The 17930-nt window shown below is 50.6% G+C and carries 21 protein-coding genes; 8 read left to right on the plus strand and 13 right to left on the minus strand.

All coding sequences use genetic code 11. From position 1 onward, the window contains the following. Window position 1: 1 nt before the first annotated feature. The 9 genes from JW984_11800 to JW984_11840 all read right to left on the minus strand — a co-directional run bounded on the left by JW984_11800 (window position 2) and on the right by JW984_11840 (window position 5545). Window positions 2-505, minus strand: a complete 504-nt coding sequence (locus JW984_11800; GenBank protein MBN1573871.1) for a cytidine/deoxycytidylate deaminase family protein — start codon at window positions 503-505, stop codon at window positions 2-4. A gap of 9 nt (window positions 506-514) precedes the next feature. After that, window positions 515-1756 carry a serine hydroxymethyltransferase gene (locus JW984_11805; protein ID MBN1573872.1) on the minus strand — a complete coding sequence of 414 codons (1242 nt, stop codon included), beginning with the start codon at window positions 1754-1756 and terminating at the stop codon, window positions 515-517. A gap of 16 nt (window positions 1757-1772) precedes the next feature. Continuing rightward, on the minus strand, window positions 1773-2213 hold the full coding sequence (gene rpiB, locus JW984_11810) for a ribose 5-phosphate isomerase B (protein ID MBN1573873.1): 441 nt from the start codon (window positions 2211-2213) through the stop codon (window positions 1773-1775). Between the two features lie 10 nt (window positions 2214-2223). Continuing rightward, a complete protein-coding gene (gene acpP, locus JW984_11815) occupies window positions 2224-2457 on the minus strand; it encodes an acyl carrier protein (protein ID MBN1573874.1) in 234 nt (77 codons plus the stop codon). 25 nt (window positions 2458-2482) lie between these two features. Next, window positions 2483-3238, minus strand: a complete 756-nt coding sequence (gene fabG, locus JW984_11820) for a 3-oxoacyl-[acyl-carrier-protein] reductase (GenBank protein ID MBN1573875.1) — start codon at window positions 3236-3238, stop codon at window positions 2483-2485. A 159-nt stretch (window positions 3239-3397) separates the two neighbouring features. Then, window positions 3398-4309, minus strand: a complete 912-nt coding sequence (fabD, locus tag JW984_11825) for an ACP S-malonyltransferase (protein ID MBN1573876.1) — start codon at window positions 4307-4309, stop codon at window positions 3398-3400. Between the two features lie 195 nt (window positions 4310-4504). Beyond that, on the minus strand, window positions 4505-4657 hold the full coding sequence (locus JW984_11830) for a hypothetical protein (protein MBN1573877.1): 153 nt from the start codon (window positions 4655-4657) through the stop codon (window positions 4505-4507). 37 nt (window positions 4658-4694) lie between these two features. Next, window positions 4695-4877 carry a 50S ribosomal protein L32 gene (rpmF, locus tag JW984_11835; GenBank protein ID MBN1573878.1) on the minus strand — a complete coding sequence of 61 codons (183 nt, stop codon included), beginning with the start codon at window positions 4875-4877 and terminating at the stop codon, window positions 4695-4697. A 32-nt stretch (window positions 4878-4909) separates the two neighbouring features. Then, window positions 4910-5545 (minus strand): DUF177 domain-containing protein, encoded by a 636-nt coding sequence (locus JW984_11840; GenBank protein MBN1573879.1) that lies wholly within the window; start codon window positions 5543-5545, stop codon window positions 4910-4912. A gap of 286 nt (window positions 5546-5831) precedes the next feature. On the opposite strand from JW984_11840, the gene JW984_11845 reads away from it, so the two are divergent. The 8 genes from JW984_11845 to hisD all read left to right on the plus strand — a co-directional run bounded on the left by JW984_11845 (window position 5832) and on the right by hisD (window position 14214). Continuing rightward, window positions 5832-6197 (plus strand): hypothetical protein, encoded by a 366-nt coding sequence (locus JW984_11845; GenBank protein ID MBN1573880.1) that lies wholly within the window; start codon window positions 5832-5834, stop codon window positions 6195-6197. A gap of 688 nt (window positions 6198-6885) precedes the next feature. Beyond that, window positions 6886-8133 (plus strand): transcription termination factor Rho, encoded by a 1248-nt coding sequence (gene rho / locus JW984_11850; GenBank protein ID MBN1573881.1) that lies wholly within the window; start codon window positions 6886-6888, stop codon window positions 8131-8133. A gap of 102 nt (window positions 8134-8235) precedes the next feature. Further along, window positions 8236-8457: a 50S ribosomal protein L31 gene (gene rpmE, locus JW984_11855; GenBank protein ID MBN1573882.1), complete on the plus strand. Its 222-nt coding sequence runs from the start codon at window positions 8236-8238 to the stop codon at window positions 8455-8457. Window positions 8458-8643: 186 nt separating this feature from the next. Further along, the gene (locus JW984_11860) at window positions 8644-9612 is read left to right on the plus strand and encodes a DUF1385 domain-containing protein (protein MBN1573883.1); all 969 of its coding nucleotides are present in this window, start codon (window positions 8644-8646) and stop codon (window positions 9610-9612) included. 10 nt (window positions 9613-9622) lie between these two features. Further along, entirely contained in the window at window positions 9623-10690 is a 1068-nt protein-coding gene (gene prfA, locus JW984_11865) for a peptide chain release factor 1 (protein ID MBN1573884.1), read from the plus strand. After that, window positions 10687-11619 (plus strand): peptide chain release factor N(5)-glutamine methyltransferase, encoded by a 933-nt coding sequence (prmC, locus tag JW984_11870; GenBank protein MBN1573885.1) that lies wholly within the window; start codon window positions 10687-10689, stop codon window positions 11617-11619. Before prfA ends, prmC begins: the two co-directional genes overlap by 4 nt. A 38-nt stretch (window positions 11620-11657) precedes the next feature. Next, complete coding sequence (gene murA, locus JW984_11875; GenBank protein MBN1573886.1) at window positions 11658-12914, plus strand: UDP-N-acetylglucosamine 1-carboxyvinyltransferase; 1257 nt, start codon at window positions 11658-11660, stop codon at window positions 12912-12914. Then, the gene (gene hisD / locus JW984_11880; protein ID MBN1573887.1) at window positions 12907-14214 is read left to right on the plus strand and encodes a histidinol dehydrogenase; all 1308 of its coding nucleotides are present in this window, start codon (window positions 12907-12909) and stop codon (window positions 14212-14214) included. Before murA ends, hisD begins: the two co-directional genes overlap by 8 nt. A gap of 541 nt (window positions 14215-14755) precedes the next feature. Here the strand turns inward: hisD and JW984_11885 are convergent. From JW984_11885 to pfkB, 4 genes are all read right to left on the minus strand, one after another. Further along, on the minus strand, window positions 14756-15307 hold the full coding sequence (locus tag JW984_11885; protein ID MBN1573888.1) for an L-2-amino-thiazoline-4-carboxylic acid hydrolase: 552 nt from the start codon (window positions 15305-15307) through the stop codon (window positions 14756-14758). Between the two features lie 78 nt (window positions 15308-15385). Continuing rightward, window positions 15386-16174, minus strand: coding sequence for a GTP cyclohydrolase I FolE2 (locus tag JW984_11890; protein ID MBN1573889.1), 789 nt, complete (start codon window positions 16172-16174; stop codon window positions 15386-15388). Window position 16175: 1 nt separating this feature from the next. Next, on the minus strand, window positions 16176-16550 hold the full coding sequence (gene queD / locus JW984_11895) for a 6-carboxytetrahydropterin synthase QueD (protein MBN1573890.1): 375 nt from the start codon (window positions 16548-16550) through the stop codon (window positions 16176-16178). A 3-nt stretch (window positions 16551-16553) separates the two neighbouring features. Next, window positions 16554-17498, minus strand: a complete 945-nt coding sequence (pfkB, locus tag JW984_11900; GenBank protein ID MBN1573891.1) for a 1-phosphofructokinase — start codon at window positions 17496-17498, stop codon at window positions 16554-16556. Between the last annotated feature and the right edge of the window lie 432 nt (window positions 17499-17930).

Genomic DNA, 17930 nt, shown 5'->3' on the forward strand with positions numbered 1-17930 from the left:
TTTAAATCGCCTTCCCCTTGAATTTTTCAAGCTCGATGTCCGCCTCGGACAGCATTTGCATGGCCAGTTTGTCCTCGTATCCCTCTTTATATACAATCCTTATTATGCCTGCGTTAATGATCATCTTTGTGCAGATGGAGCAGGGGAGTGTCGTCGTGTATAAAGTCGCCCCCCTTATGGAAACCCCGTGGTATGCCGCCTGAATGATAGCGTTCTGCTCGGCGTGAAGTCCCCGGCAGAGCTCGTGTCTCTCTCCGGTAGGGATGTTTTGTTCTTCCCTCAGGCACCCGATGTCGAGACAGTGAGGCAGCCCCCTGGGGGCGCCGTTATAGCCGGTGGCAAGGATGTTCTTCTCCTTGACGATGGCGGCGCCCACTTTTCTCCTCAGACACGTTGACCTTTTCGAGATAAGATCGACGATCGACATGAAGTATTCGTCCCAACTGGGACGTCCGTCGTCACTGATTTTATCTCTTGTCTTATCATTCACGGCGATACTTTTCATCTTCGTCTTTTATTTATATATGGGGAAATCCTTCAACAGCTCGTTAACCGCCCCTCTTGTCTTTGAAATGACAGTCTCATCTTCGATGTCATCAAGAACATCGCATATGAGGTTTGCAACGATCCTAACGTCATCCTCTTTCATGCCCCTTGTCGTTACGGCTGGGGTGCCGAAGCGAACGCCGCTGGTGATCCTTGGGGACTTGGTGTCGTAGGGGATGACGTTCTTGTTGGCTGTAATTCCGGCCCTGTCAAGGGCGATGGCCGCCGCGTCTCCGGTCAGTCCATTATGCCCGACGTCGATCAAGAAAAGGTGGTTATCCGTGCCGCCGGAGACGAGCCTGAATCCCCTGTCCTTGATAACATCGGTCATCGCCTTTGCGTTTGCCACTATCTGTTTCTGATAGTCTACAAAATCGGGCTCCATCGCCTCTTTAAAGGCGACGGCCTTGGCGGCGATGATATGCATGAATGGCCCGCCCTGGGATCCCGGGAAGACGAGGGAATCGATCTTCTTTGCGTATTTCGATTTGCACATTATTATCCCGCCCCTGGGGCCCCTCAGCGTCTTATGATTGGTTGTGGTTACGAAATCGCTTACGGGAACGGGTGTGTTGTGAATTTTGGCCACCACAAGCCCCCCTATGTGGGCTATGTCGGCCATGTGCATGGCCCTGGCCTCTTCGGCTATCTCCCCGAACTTGGAAAAATCTATCTCCCTTGGGTAGGAGCTCGCACCGGATATGATCAGCTTCGGCTTGTGCTCCTTTACCTTTTTCCATACATCGTCGAAATCGATCCGCTCCGTCTCTTTGTCCACCGAATAGAAGACAATATTAAAGAGCTTTCCCGACAGGTTTACGGGATTTCCATGGCTCAAATGGCCCCCGTGGCTCAGGTTCATACTCAAGACCGTATCGCCGATATCGAGGACCGAAAACAATACGGCCAGATTGGCCTGCGTTCCCGCGTGCGGCTGGACGTTTGCATACTCACAGCCGAAGAGCTTCTTGGCGCGATCAATGGCGATGGTCTCGACCTCATCCACATGCTGACAACCGCAGTAATACCTCGCACCTGGATACCCCTCGGCATATTTATTTGTCATAACGGAGCCGGACGCCTCGAGTACGGCCTTGCTGGCGTAGTTCTCCGATGCTATAAGAATTATATTATTCTTCTGCCTATTAATCTCTCTTTCAAGTATATTATAAACATCCGGATCACATTCCTTAAGACCAGTACTAAACACTTTTTTATACCCCCGTTTATTTGAGAATTATACTATCGATCTTGTCTATCCTCCTTTTGTGTCTCCCCCCGTCAAAGGATTCCTTCAGAAATACTTTCAGGATCTCCTTTGCCAACTCGAAACCTGTTACCCTCCCTCCCAAAACAAGGATATTCGCGTCGTTGTGGTTTCTCGCCATTTTTGCCATGAATTCATTCCAGGCAACGGCTGCCCTTATCCCTTTATACCTGTTGGCGGCTATGCTCATCCCTATTCCCGTGCCGCAGATTAAGACCCCGAGCTCGGCCTCTCCCTTAAGTATTAGACCGACCGCTTTCTTCGCAAAATCGGGATAGTCGCTTGACTCCGTTGAATTAGTCCCCACATCCAGGACTTCAATCCCGCTTTTTTTAAGCTCCTCAACGATTATCGTCTTAAGGTCCAGACCGCCGTGATCCGAACCTACGGCAACCTTCATCATCGCACCATTACATCTTATCGTTAATATACGTTATGGCGTCTTGAACCGAGACTATCTTCTCGGCGTCTTCATCCGAGATCTCAATATCGAATTCGTCCTCGATCGTCATTATCATCTCAACGATGTCAAGAGAATCCGCTCCCAGATCATCGATGAACGAAGCCTCAAGCTGGATCTCGTCTTTATCCAAACCAAGCTGATCCGAGATTATCTCGATTACCCTCTCTTCTACAGATGCCATTTTCTTACCTCCTTAAAATCTGAAATTACATATATAGTCCGCCGTTAACACTAATAACTTGTCCGGTTATGTAATCGGCGTATTTTGATACAAGAAAACACACAGCGTATGCGACCTCCTTGGGCGTTCCCATTCTTCCGCAGGGGATTTTTGATATTATCGTTTCCCGGGCGTCATCGGGAAGAGACATCGCCATGTCTGTATCGATTAAACCCGGCGAGACGGCGTTTACCGTTATATTCCTTGGCGCAAACTCCCTCGCGATCGACTTGGTCAGGGCGATTACGCCGGCCTTGGATGCGGAGTAATTCGCTTGGCCCGGGTTTCCGTACTGCCCGGCCACCGATGTCAGGTTCACTATCCTCCCCCACCTCGCCTTTATCATGGGTCTTATCACCGCCTTGGTCAGTATAAAGACGCCTCTCAGGTTTGTATCGAGAACCTCATCCCAATCGGCCTGCTTCATTAAGGCAAATGCGTTGTCCCTTGTAAGGCCGGCATTGTTTATAAGAATATCTATATTTTTTACATCTTTTAGGATAATCTTTACGGATTCTCCCACCTCCTCGAGATTTGCCACGTCAAACTTCACCGTCTCGGCCTTTCCCCCTCCCCTCTCGATCTCTTCCTTGACCGCCCTTGCGGCGTCCTCGCTCCTGTTGTAATTTATGTAAACGAAGGCGCCCCTTTCCGCAAGCTCCCTTGCGATCTCGGCCCCTATCCCCCTCGATGCCCCGCTCACCAGCGCCGTTTTTCCTTCAAGATTTAAAATTTCAGCCACCCCACTACAGTCTTAACGGTTAAAAATCCGCGGTCACCCACGCCCTCTTCCCATAATATTCCATTAATATTCCATCTACATTCTATACATATCTTTTGTTTTTGCAATAGCGTTTTTACAACAACTATTGCAATATCTTTTCTATTGTAATATCTTTTGCTATTGATATTTTTTTTCCACTTCTTTAAGGGAGTATAGATCGCCGACACTCGATATCCCCGCCTTCCTGTCGATCCTCTTTACAAGACCGGAGAGGACCCTGCCGGGCCCTATCTCTATGAAATCGGTGATACCGTCATCTATCATATATTTAACGCTCTCCTCCCACCTTACAGGGGAAACAAGCTGCTTAACAAGGAGGTCTTTGGTCTCCCCTCCCCCTGGGTGCGGGTGCGCCGTCACATTCGATATGACCGGGAGATCGAGATTCCCTAACTCCAAATCTTTGAGCTCCTCGGCGAGGATTTCTGACGCTCCCTTCATCAGCGGTGAATGGGATGGGACGCCTACCTTTAAAATAACCGCCTTCTTGGCGCCCCTCTCCGTAGCCAGCTCAACCGCCGCCGCAACCGCCCCCCTGTGGCCCGATATGACCACCTGCCCCGGGGCGTTGTAGTTCGCCGCTACCACAAGGCCGTTTTCTTTCTGCTCGTTAGCTTCAAACACCTCGCTCACAAGCTTATCCACGTCATCCCTGTCTAAACCCAGAATCGCGGCCATTCCCCCCTCCTCCTCGGAAACTGCCTCCTCCATTATCTTGCCCCTCTTTCCCACTATGGAAAGCCCGCCTTGAAAATCAAACGCCCCTCCGTAAAAGAGGGAAGTGTATTCTCCCAGGCTATGCCCGGCCGTCGATGCCACCTTGACGTCACTCCCCACGCCCGCCTCCCTCATGGCGTAGAGTATCGCAGCGGACACCGTAAAGACGGCGGGCTGGGTTATAGCGGTCCTGTTCAGCTCATCCTCCGGCCCCTCGAAAACGATTCTCTTGAGGTCGATATGGAGGCTGTCGGAGGCCTCTTCAAATACGAGCCTGGCGGATTTGAAATTCTCGTAAATATCTTTGCCCATCCCCACAAACTGTGAGCCCTGCCCCGGAAATATATACGCAATTTGAGCCACCTGTTTTTCCTTAAACCATTAAAAGTGACCCCACAACCCCCCTCGGCCCTCTATCCGATTAAATCCCAAACAATATCAGCGTTTACCAACCCCTACGAGATATCAAAGAGATCGACATTGGACTCCAAAAAATCTTCCCCTCCCTCATCCCTCAATGACATCCGATCCTTGGAACCAAATAATTTCCCCAACACCCCTTTCCTCAACAGACCCCGATCCTTGAACCCTCAAAAAATCTCTCAATTCCCTTTCCCTTAAAAACCCTGACCATTGAACCCCTAAGTATATCTCTCCCACCCCCCCCCCAACCCTCTCCCCCAAAACCCCACGGAGACTAAACCTCGTGAATCTCAACCACCTCACGGTCTTTATAATAACCGCATTTGGGACACACGTTATGGGGCGGTTTCATCTCCCCGCAGTTCGGACACAAGGAACGCGCCGGCTTTTTAAGGGCCTGCTGTGACTTCCTCTTGTCCCGTCTCGATCTCGAATGCTTTCTTCTTGGAACAGCCATATTTATTTTCTTCCTTTTTTATTGGTTATTGATTACTCAATTATAAGATTCTTAAGCTTTGCAAACCTTATGTCTACTTCCTTGTCCTTACAGTCACATCTCTCGATATTCAGGTTTTTCCCGCAGACCCCGCAAAGCCCCTGGCATTCCTTCCTGCAAAGCGGCTTTACCGGGATATGAATGGCGATCTGCTCTGTAATCGTCAGCCCCAAGTCTATTCTTTCGCCCGAAAAGAAGCTGTACTCGAGCTCCTTTTGCGTCAGCTCTTTTTCCTTATCCCTGTCCTTTGCGTCGTCTCTCGTTAGGACGCTTCTGAACACAATATTGAATTCATAGTCGAACGGCTCCGCGCACCGGCTGCAGGTCAACTCCGCCGTAGTCACGATTTGACCCTTCACTATCACGCTCCGGCCGGACCTGAAAAGATTTATCCAACAGTAAAAACCGTTCGAGAACTTGAGATAAGGATCATTGAGAATCCCCAAGAGCTGGTCCTGCCATGATCGCCCATCGATAACAGTGTGAACGTCAAGGGGTACTAAATCCTTGCTCCACTCCAGGCCCTCATTTGCATCATCACCCCTATCCCCCTCTCTCCGTTGGCCGGGAATGTCTACCGACATCCCCCCCTCGGGAATTTCATCCACCTTTATCAACAACAGATCCAAAATGCCCCTCCTCAAAGATGTCTTCAATATCAGATGGACGACAAATCAGTCGGATTCCTTTAAAATCCGGTTAGCATCCTGAATATCTGAATATATATATCCAAACACCTTTTTTTTGTCAAGGAAATTACGGCGTTTATCATTGACTGAAAGATAAAATTATAACATAATATGCGAATAAACCACCATGTTTCTTTTGTCACATAAAGATTCACATATAAAACAAAAGGGACTTTCCACAGCCTTCTTAAAGTAAATTGTATAAAAATCTGAAAGGATCTCCAAATTGATAAAAAAATCCAGCTTTCTCTACCCTCTTTTGATTCTATGCCTTACTCTAACACTACTTCCACAGGAATCGCATTCCCAGGAGAATCCCTGCTCATTTTCGGGTTATCTTTGGGGAAAGGGGGCAAAGGCCACCTTTCAGGTATTCGTGGACAAACAGGAGCTTGATCTCACTTTCAAATGGCCCAGGGGAACGACCGATTTCAGGATAAAGGCTACGGGAGAAAAAGGAGACGATATATTGATACTTCAGCCCCTCTCCGAAGGCGACAAGCTTACCCTGATCGGGCCGGGCGTGTACTATTTCGAGATATATTCTGAATGGGGCACCGGCTGCTGGGAGGCGGTCGTCTCGATGCCGTAAAATCTCGAAAAACATAAAACAAAAAAAACCTTGACAATTCCGGTAAAAAGCACTATATTCTATAACAACTGCAAAAGTTCTTCTTCTTACTGGGGGGTTCGAGAACCAAGTCATGGGTTAAAATGCCATGTTCGAGGAAAGGGAGTGGGATTTCGAGAAAGTTGATAATGGGACGGGACCGGTGGGGGGGGCAGGAGGAGATAGGGGCAAGTTGGTTATAGGGGGAACGGAGGAGACAAGAGGATATAGAGGGCAGGCATATACAGGGCAGGCAGGTAAAGGCCAATCGTTTAGTAAGTGCCAATAACGACCTTCTTTATATTCATACCGGATAGAATGCGCTCTTTGAATCGGAGCTTTAACCGACTACAAAAAAAGAAGTATTATATTTACTCCCCAAGGGGATTTATGATAAAAAGAGAAATAGAGTAATTAGTAATTAATTGATAAAAGAGTTACTATCCAAATCTTTCTAATCAAATTTCAAATACACTTCATAAATTTATAAACAGGAAATCTTAAAACCGCATAAATCTTGTATTCCCGCAAATTCCATAGATTTATAAGCTAATAATAAACGGTATAATAAGCCCTATCCCGGAGCCAAAGGCTCCTAATAAAAAAAGGAGACTGAATAGAGATGGAAGAAAGCGATATTGATCTTCAAGACACACCCGAGAACGGTGTTATCAACTTGGTGGAGCTGAAGAGCAAGAAAATCGGCGATATCTATCAGATGTCGAAGGAATTCGACATCGAAGGCGCAAGCGCCATGACGAGACAGGAGCTGATTTTTGCTCTCCTTCAGGCCCACACAGAACAAGACGGCGTGATCTACGGTCAGGGTGTACTTGAAACACTTCCCGACGGATTTGGTTTCCTCCGGGCGCCCGATTACAATTATCTCCCGGGCCCTGACGATATATACGTCTCGCCCTCTCAGATAAGGAGATTTTCCTTGAGGACCGGTGATACGATCTCCGGCCAGATACGCCCGCCGAAGGAGTCCGAAAGATATTTCGCGCTTTTGAAGGTCTCGTCGGTAAACAACTCCGATCCCGATCTCTCGCGGGAGCGGATCATGTTCGACAACCTCACCCCGGTCCATCCCCACGACAAGATAGAGCTCGAGTACAACACCGAGAGATACTCGACAAGGATCATGGACCTCTTCACTCCCATCGGCAAGGGCCAGAGGGGACTCATCGTGTCACCGCCGAGGACCGGAAAGACGATGCTCCTTCAGGATGTGGCAAACGCCATCACCACCAATCACAAGGACGTGATATTGATCGTCCTCCTCATAGATGAGAGGCCCGAGGAAGTGACAGATATGGAGCGCTCCGTTCATGGCGAGGTGGTAAGCTCGACTTTCGACGAACCAGCCTCCCGCCACGTGCAGGTATCGGAGATGGTGCTTGAAAAGGCTAAACGACTGGTGGAGTACAAGAAAGATGTGGTTATACTCCTGGACAGCATAACGAGGCTCGCCAGGGCCTACAACGCAGTGGTTCCCCCGAGCGGAAAGATCCTCTCCGGCGGTGTGGACTCCAACGCCCTCTATAAGCCGAAGCGGTTCTTCGGCGCCGCAAGGAACATCGAGAACGGCGGCAGCCTCACCATTATCGCAACGGCTCTGATAGATACCGGATCGAGGATGGACGAGGTGATCTTCGAGGAGTTCAAGGGAACCGGCAACATGGAGATTCACCTGGATAGGAAGCTCGCGGACAGAAGGATATTCCCGGCCATAGACATTAACCGCTCCGGAACGAGAAAAGAAGAGCTCCTGCTGGACGATGACGCCCTCAATCGAATCTGGATACTGCGCAAGCTCCTCGCCCCGCTGAACCCGATAGATTCCATGGAATTCGTCCTCGATAAAATCCAGGGCATAAAAACCAACCAGGAGTTTCTGTCCAATATGAACCAGTAGCTTGAAATACAACGATCATAAGCCCCCTGAATACATAAATAGGGGGTTTATTATTAGTTTCACTATTAATATCTAAATGAGGCCAAAAGGAGAACAGCAAAGATGAAACCGGATATTCACCCAAAATACGACAAGGCGATCATCAAGTGCGCCTGCGGGAGCGAGATCGAGACACGCTCGACCAAAGAGGAAATACGCGTGGAAATCTGCTCCCAATGTCATCCCTTCTTCACCGGAAAACAGAAGCTCGTCGACACAATGGGCCGTGTCGAGAAATTCAGGAAGAAGTACGACAAGTTTGATAATAAAAAGAAGAAGGCTTAAGCATAACGTTTAGCCGTGCAAGTCTAATATTTCCGGGCTTGTCGGCCTGTTGAAATTGCAGAAAATAGAGCCGTGCCGTCCCTATGTTTCTTGCGGCGAAGGGTGTTGCTTTTTTTCGTTATTCTTCTGTCGCTCGCTCAAGCCGTTTCTGGACATCGGGACTAAAGGATTAAAATAGTATTGCATATGCAAAAAGTCAGAGTAGGAGGTCAGGCGGTTATAGAGGGCGTTATGATGCGCTCACAAAACGCCATGACCGTAGCCGTCAGAAAACCTGACGGATCTATCAAAGTAAAGGAGGAGTTTGTGAGCTCCCTCACCGAGAGGTTCCCGATCCTCAAAAGGCCCTTCTTCAGGGGGGTTGTCATACTGATAGAGTCGATGGTCTACGGAATAGGCGCCCTGACATTTTCCGCCAACGAGGCGGTCGAGGAAGAAGAAAAGACATCTAAAAACGGGGGCGGAGGGGAGCTCTCCCCTTGGATGACGGCCGTTACCATCGCCGTCTCCTTCGCCTTTGCGATTCTCCTCTTCGTGGTGGTACCGCATTTCGCAACGCTCTACATAGGCGAAATCCTCCCCATAAACATGGGGATAGAGACCTTCACCTTTCACTTCATCGACGGCATCCTAAAGGTCTCGGTCTTCTTGATCTACATCGTCTCCATCTCTCTTATGCCCGACATAAAAAGGGTCTTCATGTATCATGGGGCGGAGCACAAATCGATCTTCACCTACGAGGCGGGGGAGGAGCTTTCGGTAGACAATGCCCGGAAATACTCGACCTTTCACCCGAGGTGCGGAACATCGTTTATCATCATAGTCCTGCTCATCAGCATCGTTATATTCGCCGTGACGTTTCCCTTCCTTCCGCTCTTTCCGGATATGAACAAGATATTGAAGAATCTCATCTACATCCTTATAAAGATACCGCTGCTTGTTCCGATCGCGGGGATATCCTACGAGGTAATAAGGCTTGCCGGGGAAAAGAGGGATAACGTCTTTTTGAAGGCTATATCGCTCCCCGGAGTATGGATACAAAAGATCACAACGAGAGAGCCCACCGATGATCAGGTAGAGGTGGCCCTTGCCGCATTGACAAAGGCCGTTGATATGGAGCTTTCGACCGGAACCAATACGCCCAGAGGAGAATAAACATTAGGAGATGTTTGAGAAGATAAAAGATATAGAGGTAAGGTTCAATGAGCTTGAGAATTTCCTCTCCAACCCGGAGATCATAAGGGAGCAGGACCTCTACAGAAAATACACAAAGGAGCGCTCCGATATCGAGTCCGTGGTCCAGGAGTACAGGCGGTTCCAGAGTTTGAAGGCGGAAGTCGAAGGAAACAAGGCCCTCTTGTTTGACAAGGACGAAGAGATCAGGGAGCTGGCGAAAGAGGAACTCGAAAGCCTCGAGCGCGAGCTTGTTGAGTCTGAGGATCGGCTGAAGCTCCTTCTCGTGCCGAAAGACCCGAACGACGACAAGAACATCTTCCTTGAGATCAGGGCCGGCGCCGGAGGAGACGAGGCCTCCCTCTTTGCGGCTGACCTCTTCAGGATGTACAGCCGTTACGCAGATATGAACGGCTGGCGCGTGGAGATAATGAGTCAGAACGTCATCGGCGTCGGCGGATTCAAGGAGATCATCGCCCTCATAGAGGGAAGGGGCGCATACAGCAGGCTCAAGTACGAAAGCGGTGTCCACAGGGTCCAGCGAGTCCCGGAGACCGAGGCCCAGGGGAGAATCCACACCTCCACGGTGACCGTGGCGATCCTTCCCGAGGCCGAGGATATCGAGATAGAGATCAATCCAAACGACCTGAGAATAGACACATACAGGTCGACGGGCCACGGGGGGCAGTCCGTCAACACAACCGACAGCGCCGTTAGGATAACCCACCTCCCGACCGATCTCGTCGTGACATGTCAGGACGAGAAATCTCAGCACAAGAACAAGGCAAAGGCGATGCGGGTTCTCAAGGCGAGGCTCCTTGACCTGGTGACGCAAAAGCAGCAGATGGAGCGCTCCGAAGATCGCAAGAGTCAGGTCGGAACAGGGGAGCGATCCGAGCGTATCAGGACATATAACTATCCCCAGGGACGCGTTACCGATCACCGCATTGGCCTCACCCTCTACAAGCTCGACACGATACTTATGGGACACATCGACGAGCTGGTGGACACCCTCACCGCATACTTCCAGGCCGAAGCCCTTAAAATGCAGGTGTCATGATACCCCCCACCGGAACAGAGCCCGTCGCGAAGAAAGACTTACCGAAAGAAGGAACGCCAAGTAATATACTGGAGGCAGTAAACAGGGCCTCCTCTTATCTCAAGGAGATGGGGATTGAATCACACCGCCTCGACTCTGAGCTTATAACCGCAAAGGTGCTCGATGCCAGGCGGATAGATCTCTACCTCATGCACGACAGGCCCCTGACGCCCGAAGAATGGCGGGAGATAGGAAGTCTCATATTAAAAAGGGGGGGAGGCGCTCCCACCGCCTACATTACGGGAGAAAAGGAGTTTTGGTCCATATCGATCTCGGTCAACGAATCTGTCCTCATCCCCAGGCCGGAGACCGAGGTTTTGGTCGAGGAGACGCTGGCCGTCATCGGCGGCATCGATGAGGAGGTGGTCTCCATTCTGGAGATAGGAACCGGGTCGGGGGCGGTGGCCATGGCCCTCTCGGCCGAGCTTCCGGGCGCCTCCATAACGGCAACGGACATCTCAAAGGACGCAATCAAGGTCGCCTCTGAAAATCTCAAGCGTCACGGATTCTCGGACAGGGTTGACCTGCTCTGTGGCTCGCTCTACGAGCCGATAATCCTTCTTGAAAAAAAGTATGACGTAATTTTATCCAATCCCCCTTACGTTTCTGCGGAACAAATGGAGAGTCTTCCTGTCGAAATAAAGAGGGAGCCATATATCGCCCTTGACGGATCGGTAAACGGGGGGGCGGACGGCCTCGACGTTATCCGTCCCATCATCGACGGTGCGCCTGATTACCTCATTGCGGGGGGCCACCTGTTATTGGAGATCGGAAGCGACCAGATGGACGGCGTCAGGAAAATCGTTGAAGATACACCCGGGCTTTCGTTTCTCAAGACGAGAATGGACTACGCGTCACTCCCGAGGGTTGTGGTCGCTGTTAGAGATTAGCGGTACATGTTCATGTTATTTTGGAGGATTTCGCCTTGCTGAAAAAGATGGTGATAAGGGGCGGTGTGCCTCTCAAAGGGAGGCTCAGGATAAGCGGATCGAAGAACGCCGCCCTCCCTATAATAATTTCTTCAATCATGGCCCCCGGGAGGTCGGAGTTTCTGGACGTTCCCGATCTCATGGACATAAGAACGACCGAAAAGCTTCTCACAGAGCTGGGGGCGGAGGTTTCATTCGACGACGCATTTGTTGTGGACTCCTCCACGATAAAAAGGCACGAGGCCCCCTGGGACGAGGTCAGGAAGATGCGCGCCTCCTTTCTCGTCCTCGGCGCCATGATATCCCGCTTCGGGGTTGCGGAGGTTGCGCTACCGGGGGGATGCGCCCTTGGGCCGAGGCTTGTCGATCAGCACCTGAAGGGCTTTGTTTCCCTCGGCGTAAAGATAAAGGAGGAGCACGGTGTCGTAATCGCCAATGCAAAAAATATTCGAGGAGACAGCGTCACCTTCGATATTCCCACAGTTGGAGGCACCGAAAACATCCTCATGGCCGCCTGTACCGCAAAGGGCGAGACGGTTATAAATAACGCCGCCAGGGAGCCCGAAATCATAGACCTCGCCCGCGCCCTCAGGGAAATGGGCGCTATTATCGAGGGAGAGGGGGAGGAGACGATCCGCGTCCAGGGCGTCGACGCCCTCTCCCCCATCACATATAGGGTGATTCAGGACAGGATTGAGGCGGGGACGTATCTGATGGCGGTGGCCATAACGGCGGGCGACGTCACGATAGAAAACTTTCCCTCCGGCATACTCACCTCCGTTGTAGACAAGCTGGAAGATGCGGGGGTCGAGTTCAGGCAGACCGGCGACGAGATGAGAATCAAGGGCCCGAAGAAGATCGAACCAATAAATATCTCCACCCAGCCCTACCCCGGCTTTCCCACCGATCTCCAGGCCCCCATTTCCTCCCTCCTGACCATAGCAGACGGCACGAGCGTTATCACCGAGACGATATTCGAGAATCGCTTCGCCCACGTCCCTGAACTCATTCGCCTGGGGGCGGACATAACGATCGACGGTAGAAGCGCCGTCATAAGGGGCGTCAAGGGGCTCTCCGGGGCCAAGGTCATGTCCTCAGACATCAGAAACAGCGCCTCCCTTATCCTTGCGGGCCTTGCCGCCGAGAACACGACGGAGGTCTACCGTCTCTACCACCTCGAAAGGGGCTACGAACGGATGGAGGAGAAGCTCTCCGCCCTCGGCGCCGACATCAAAAAGGTACTGCAGGATGATTGAGATAATAGGGCTGGGCGACGGCGCCTTTAAAAAATACATCGGCAGGATAGTCACAAGGGGGGAGAGTATTCCGGAAGACGTCCTAAAGAGCGTAAACAGGATAATCGAGGACGTGAGGAAAAAGGGAGACGAGGCCCTCATAAAATACACTGAGAAGTTTGACGAAATAGAAATTTCGCCCAATGACCTCGAGATAACCGCGGCCGAGATGGAGACGGCTGCGAAGGAGCTTCCCAGGGAGGACTACGGGGTCATCGAGACCGCCGCGAAGAGGATCGAGGCGTACCACAGACACCAGGTTCAGGAAGGGCTGTCATTTATCGACGATCTTGGCAACAGGCTCGAGCAGGTCGTTAGGCCCCTGAAACGCGTCGGGGTCTACGTCCCGGGTGGACGCCTCCCCTACCCCTCGACGCTCCTTATGAACGCTATCCCCGCAAAGATCGCCGGCGTCTCCGAGATAATTGCCGTCCACCCGACCCGCGGGGGATCTATTTCTCCCGGAGTTGCCGCGGCCGCAAGAATAGCAGGTGTCGACAGGATTTTTCGTATCGGTGGCGCCCAGGCTGTCGCCGCCCTCTCCTTCGGGACCGAGACAATCCCGAAGGTCGATAAGGTCGTCGGTCCCGGAAACGTATACGTGGCGGCGGCAAAGAGGCTCCTCTTCGGCGTCGTTGATATAGACATGATAGCAGGTCCGTCCGAGATCCTCGTAATATCTGACGGGAAATGCGACCCCACACACGTTGCTTGGGACCTTCTGTCCCAGGCGGAGCACGATCCGTTGAGCGCCTCGATCTTGATCACACCGGACCCCAAGTTTGCCGAGAGCGTTAAGGGGGAGATAGATGCAATCCTGGGGGCCGAAGGTAAGGATATGACCGTGGCCCTCGAATCCATTAAGAACTTCGGTGCGATAATAGTGGTCTCGGACATCGACGAGGCGATATCGATGGCAAACGAGATCGCCCCGGAGCACCTGGAGCTGATCGTGGAGAGACCGAGAGATCATCTCGAAAAGATAGAAAACGCCGGGGCCGTCTTTCTTGGACCCAACTCCACGGAGCCGATAGGCGACTACATAGCCGGGACGAATCACGTCCTCCCCACAGGCAGCACTGCCAGGTTTTCGTCCCCCCTGGGGGTGTACGACTTCGTCAAGAGGATGAGCGTCCTTGAGATATCCGAGACGGGATTGAGAGAGCTCGGCCCAAAAGCGGTAAGGTTCGCAAGGATGGAGGGGCTTTCCGCCCACGCTGGGGCGATCGAAGTGAGGCTAAAGAAGGACGCCGACAAATGACCTCCAGAAGGTCAAGATTAGGAACTCAATTCATAGATACCTTTTATGATTGCACGGGATTAAATGGGGCGGTTGATACGGTTTAAGAGGTCAAATACGTTTCCCTCTTGACGTTCCCCCTTGAATATAACGGACATGAACAACATCTATTCCCGCCCTCCCTTCTCAATACGGGTAACTTTCAACCAAAAACTTTCTAATCCATGCCGGCATCCGTTGAAGTGGGGATTTCTTGAAGGAGCAAGAATTCGAGACCTTTTGGGCTCCCTTCGCCCTGTTCGATTAAGACCTACATTTGTATTACAGTTATAAGGAATAAAAATATCGACCGACCACCTTGGATTGAATTGAATAAATGCCATCACCCCTTTTAGCGGAACAAGGCCTATTTCCCATCCCCTCTTCCAAGTCCAGACATTGTGCAATTAAAGCTCGAACCTGACGAAACAGCAGTCTCCTTTGAAACGTACCCTTACAGAATATTACCAGCCTCTCTTACATTAACCAAAACTCGAACATCAAACCCCTTCACCCTGCCCCTCTACTTGTTGGCCTCCTTCATAATGTAGGTGAAGACGCAGTGGTCTTCCCCCGTCGCCTGGCGCTCCTTCAGAGACATCTTTACATCGGGGTTGTATCCCTCGAGGATTTTGTAGTCCACGTATTTGCAGTATATCTTGGCGTATTCACCCAGGCCCCACTCCTCGGCCGCATTGTAGAACGTGCAGTTGTTCACCTTGGCGACGAGGTTGTTGTCCTCGATTGAGGGAATCGGCTGGAAGTTCACGCTGTCGATATCCGTATATATCAGCCAGTTTTTGAAGCTGTTTTCCTTTCCCTGGGCCTTTACCCTCTCCGCTATTCGCTTTCCCCGCTCCAAGCCGAAATACTCGATGCCCTTTTTCAAAACGGCCTCCCCCTCTTCCTCGCCCAGCTTCTCTATCACGAACTTGGCGACGCTCGAAAAGAGCTGGGCGGCAAGGCCGAATCCCGGGGTCTGAAACTTGTCTCCCACCTCCTCCTTTTTCGCCGGAACGTCCCCAAGATACTCAAAATCGAATCCCGCCTCTTTTTCCCTCTTGATCTCGTCCATTTATGACTCCCGATAACTATATTAAAAACCTTTCACATTTAACCGTGTCGGAAAACTTCCGCCATATACCGCTTCCCTTTAAATGATGATGTTTTCGGGCCTCTTCCCCCACTCGATAAGAGCATAGACGTTGTGGTTGTGGATGCTCTCGATATTTTCAGACTCCACCAGAAACCACTCGAATATGTCAAGCTCTATGAGACGCCGGGACACCTCCCTGACGACGTCCTCCACAAACATGGGATTGTCATAGGCCTTTTCGGTCAAATACTTTTCGTCCGACCTTTTCAAAAGGGAGTACAAATCCGCGCTTCCCGACCCCTCCACAATGGCTATAATATCTTCGATCCAGAAGAACTTCTTTGAAAGGAGACGGACATTTACATGGCTCCTCTGGTTATGAGCCCCAAACTCCGATATCTCCTTCGAGCAGGGGCAGAGGGTCGTTATGGGAACCTTTATTCCCACAATGAATTCCTTTTTCTCTCCGCTGTAGCCGACATAGCGGCATTTATATTCCATCAGCCCCTCTTCGCCGGATATAGGGGCCTTCTTCTTTATGAAATAGGGGAAGTCGAACTCGATGTGGGCGGATTTCGCGTTTAGCAGGTCTTTCATCTTGTCCAATATTGTATCGAAGTTCTTGATCTTTATCTCCATACGGTACTCATTGAGTATCTCAACGAACCTGCTCATGTGAGTGCCCTTGAACTTGTGGGGTAGGTCAACGTAAAGGTTAATGCTCGCAATCGTGTGCTGGGTTCCGTTTTCCTTGTCTAAGACAACGATAGGATACCGAATCCCCTTTACGCCCACCTTATCGATATCGATGTCGTTTATACCCTTCTGGTTCTGTATGTCTATCATGTCACTCTTCATAATACGACGCCCTCGAGTTGTCCGACTCCCAGACGTCAACCCTCAATCCGCCGGATATTGACAGCTCGTCAAGCCTTTTTCTCATCTCATCATATATGAACCTCGCAATGTTTTCGGAAGAAGGATTGATCACGTCAAACGGCGGCACCTCGTTTAGAATGGTGTGGTCTAAAATATCGATTACATCCTTCAGGTGCGATTTCAGCTTCCTGAAGTCCATCACGGTGCTGTCCGGGAGAAGCTCCTCGCTTTTTAAGAAAACCTCAACCTTGAAATTGTGGCCGTGTATCCTCTCGCATCCGCCGCCTATCTCCTTTAGGCTGTGGGCGGCGGAAAAGTGATCTTTCACCGATACCTCGTACACCGATCAAATCTCCTCAATCTTAACTCGATCTAAAAGCCTCTCGACATCCTCCCTTTTGCAGAGCTCCGTCCCTGGGGTTATCGATGCGGCCGCCCCGGAAGCCACCGCGAGCGCCAGACACTCCTTGATATCCAAATTTCTCTTTCTGCCCAGCACAAACGCCGCAAGGAAAGAATCACCCGCACCAACGGTGCTGTCTACTGTTATCTCGGGAGGAATCCCCTTGAGCGCCCTAATGCCCTTCGCCTTGGTCTCCTCGCTCACAAGAATCGCCCCATCCCCCCCCATCGATATGAGGACAATCTTTATCCCCATATCGAGCAGCTCCTCGGCGCCCCTGATCGCATCTTCGGAGTTTTTTATCTCCCTTCCGAGTAGCCTTCCCAGCTCGTGGATGTTAGGTTTTACAATGTGAGGAACCGCCCTTATCCCCTGTTTCATCGCCTCGCCGTCGGCATCAAGGGCCGTTATGGACCCCCTTTTGTTAAAAATAGACACTATATCTTTATAAATATCAACTTTTAACCCCCCCGGAATACTCCCTGATATTACTGCATACTCGGGATCTTCTATTACTTTGATCTTCTCCATCAACTCCCGAATCTCAACCTCGTTGACCTCGGGACCCGATGCATTAAGGATTGTGTGTGTTTTCTTCAGCTTCTCATGTATAAGTATATTTGTCCTTGTCTCTCTCCTTGTCTCAACGAAATCACATTTCACCCCCTGACGAAGCAGACGCTGCTCAAGCTCCATTCCGTGAAATCCCCCAACGAAGCCTAAGGCCACGCTGTCACCACCCAAAACTTGTATAACACGAGAGACATCAATCCCCTTACCGCCTGCGTACCTCTCCTCGGACACCACTCTGTTGGCATCATCCGAAACGAGCATTTCTACGGTAATCGATCTGTCAAGGGCGGGGTTTAAGGTTATGGTGTAAATCATGCATAATCCCATTTAAGGAGGAACAATAATATTATATATTAACACCCTTTGTCAATTTTAACTTGATAAAAAGGATTGGTTTTGATAAAATTTCAGGTCTTATATTAAAAATTGCTTATGTCTACAATTTTTTTGGCCTTTTCCCGTCTATGTTAGTGTGTCTATATTTTTAAGGTTACCCTAAATTGAGTTGTGATTATTTCCCGTAGTTTACATAGCATATTGCTTTTTCTAATATCAACAGGCATGATTTTTACGAAACTCTGGAGCAAAATATGAGATTTCACTCGAAAATAGTCCTTCCTATCAGTCTGATATTTTTGTTTTTGCCCGTCCTTGCCTCTACGGCTATCGCCCAGGAGGACGAGACCGGGGCAAGGCCGAGGAGCATCGAGGAGTGCAAGAGGATGGCCCTCGAGGAATCCCCAGCCG

This window comes from Candidatus Zymogenus saltonus (assembly GCA_016929395.1).
Classification (GTDB): Bacteria; Desulfobacterota; Zymogenia; order Zymogenales; family Zymogenaceae; genus Zymogenus; species Zymogenus saltonus.

Bases quoted from the DNA above. Each gene is read 5' to 3' on its own strand.
- rpiB (MBN1573873.1), bottom strand. From the start codon at position 2,213: ATGAAGGTTGCCGTAGGTTCGGATCACGGCGGTCTGGACCTTAAGACG.
- acpP (MBN1573874.1), bottom strand. From the start codon at position 2,457: ATGGCATCTGTAGAAGAGAGGGTAATCGAGATAATCTCGGATCAGCTT.
- JW984_11860 (MBN1573883.1), top strand. From the start codon at position 8,644: ATGCAAAAAGTCAGAGTAGGAGGTCAGGCGGTTATAGAGGGCGTTATG.
- pfkB (MBN1573891.1), bottom strand. From the start codon at position 17,498: ATGATTTACACCATAACCTTAAACCCCGCCCTTGACAGATCGATTACC.
- JW984_11800 (MBN1573871.1), bottom strand. From the start codon at position 505: ATGAAAAGTATCGCCGTGAATGATAAGACAAGAGATAAAATCAGTGAC.
- prfA (MBN1573884.1), top strand. From the start codon at position 9,623: ATGTTTGAGAAGATAAAAGATATAGAGGTAAGGTTCAATGAGCTTGAG.
- JW984_11890 (MBN1573889.1), bottom strand. From the start codon at position 16,174: ATGATAGACATACAGAACCAGAAGGGTATAAACGACATCGATATCGAT.
- prmC (MBN1573885.1), top strand. From the start codon at position 10,687: ATGATACCCCCCACCGGAACAGAGCCCGTCGCGAAGAAAGACTTACCG.
- JW984_11885 (MBN1573888.1), bottom strand. From the start codon at position 15,307: ATGGACGAGATCAAGAGGGAAAAAGAGGCGGGATTCGATTTTGAGTAT.
- hisD (MBN1573887.1), top strand. From the start codon at position 12,907: ATGATTGAGATAATAGGGCTGGGCGACGGCGCCTTTAAAAAATACATC.
- rpmF (MBN1573878.1), bottom strand. From the start codon at position 4,877: ATGGCTGTTCCAAGAAGAAAGCATTCGAGATCGAGACGGGACAAGAGG.
- rpmE (MBN1573882.1), top strand. From the start codon at position 8,236: ATGAAACCGGATATTCACCCAAAATACGACAAGGCGATCATCAAGTGC.
- fabD (MBN1573876.1), bottom strand. From the start codon at position 4,309: ATGGGCAAAGATATTTACGAGAATTTCAAATCCGCCAGGCTCGTATTT.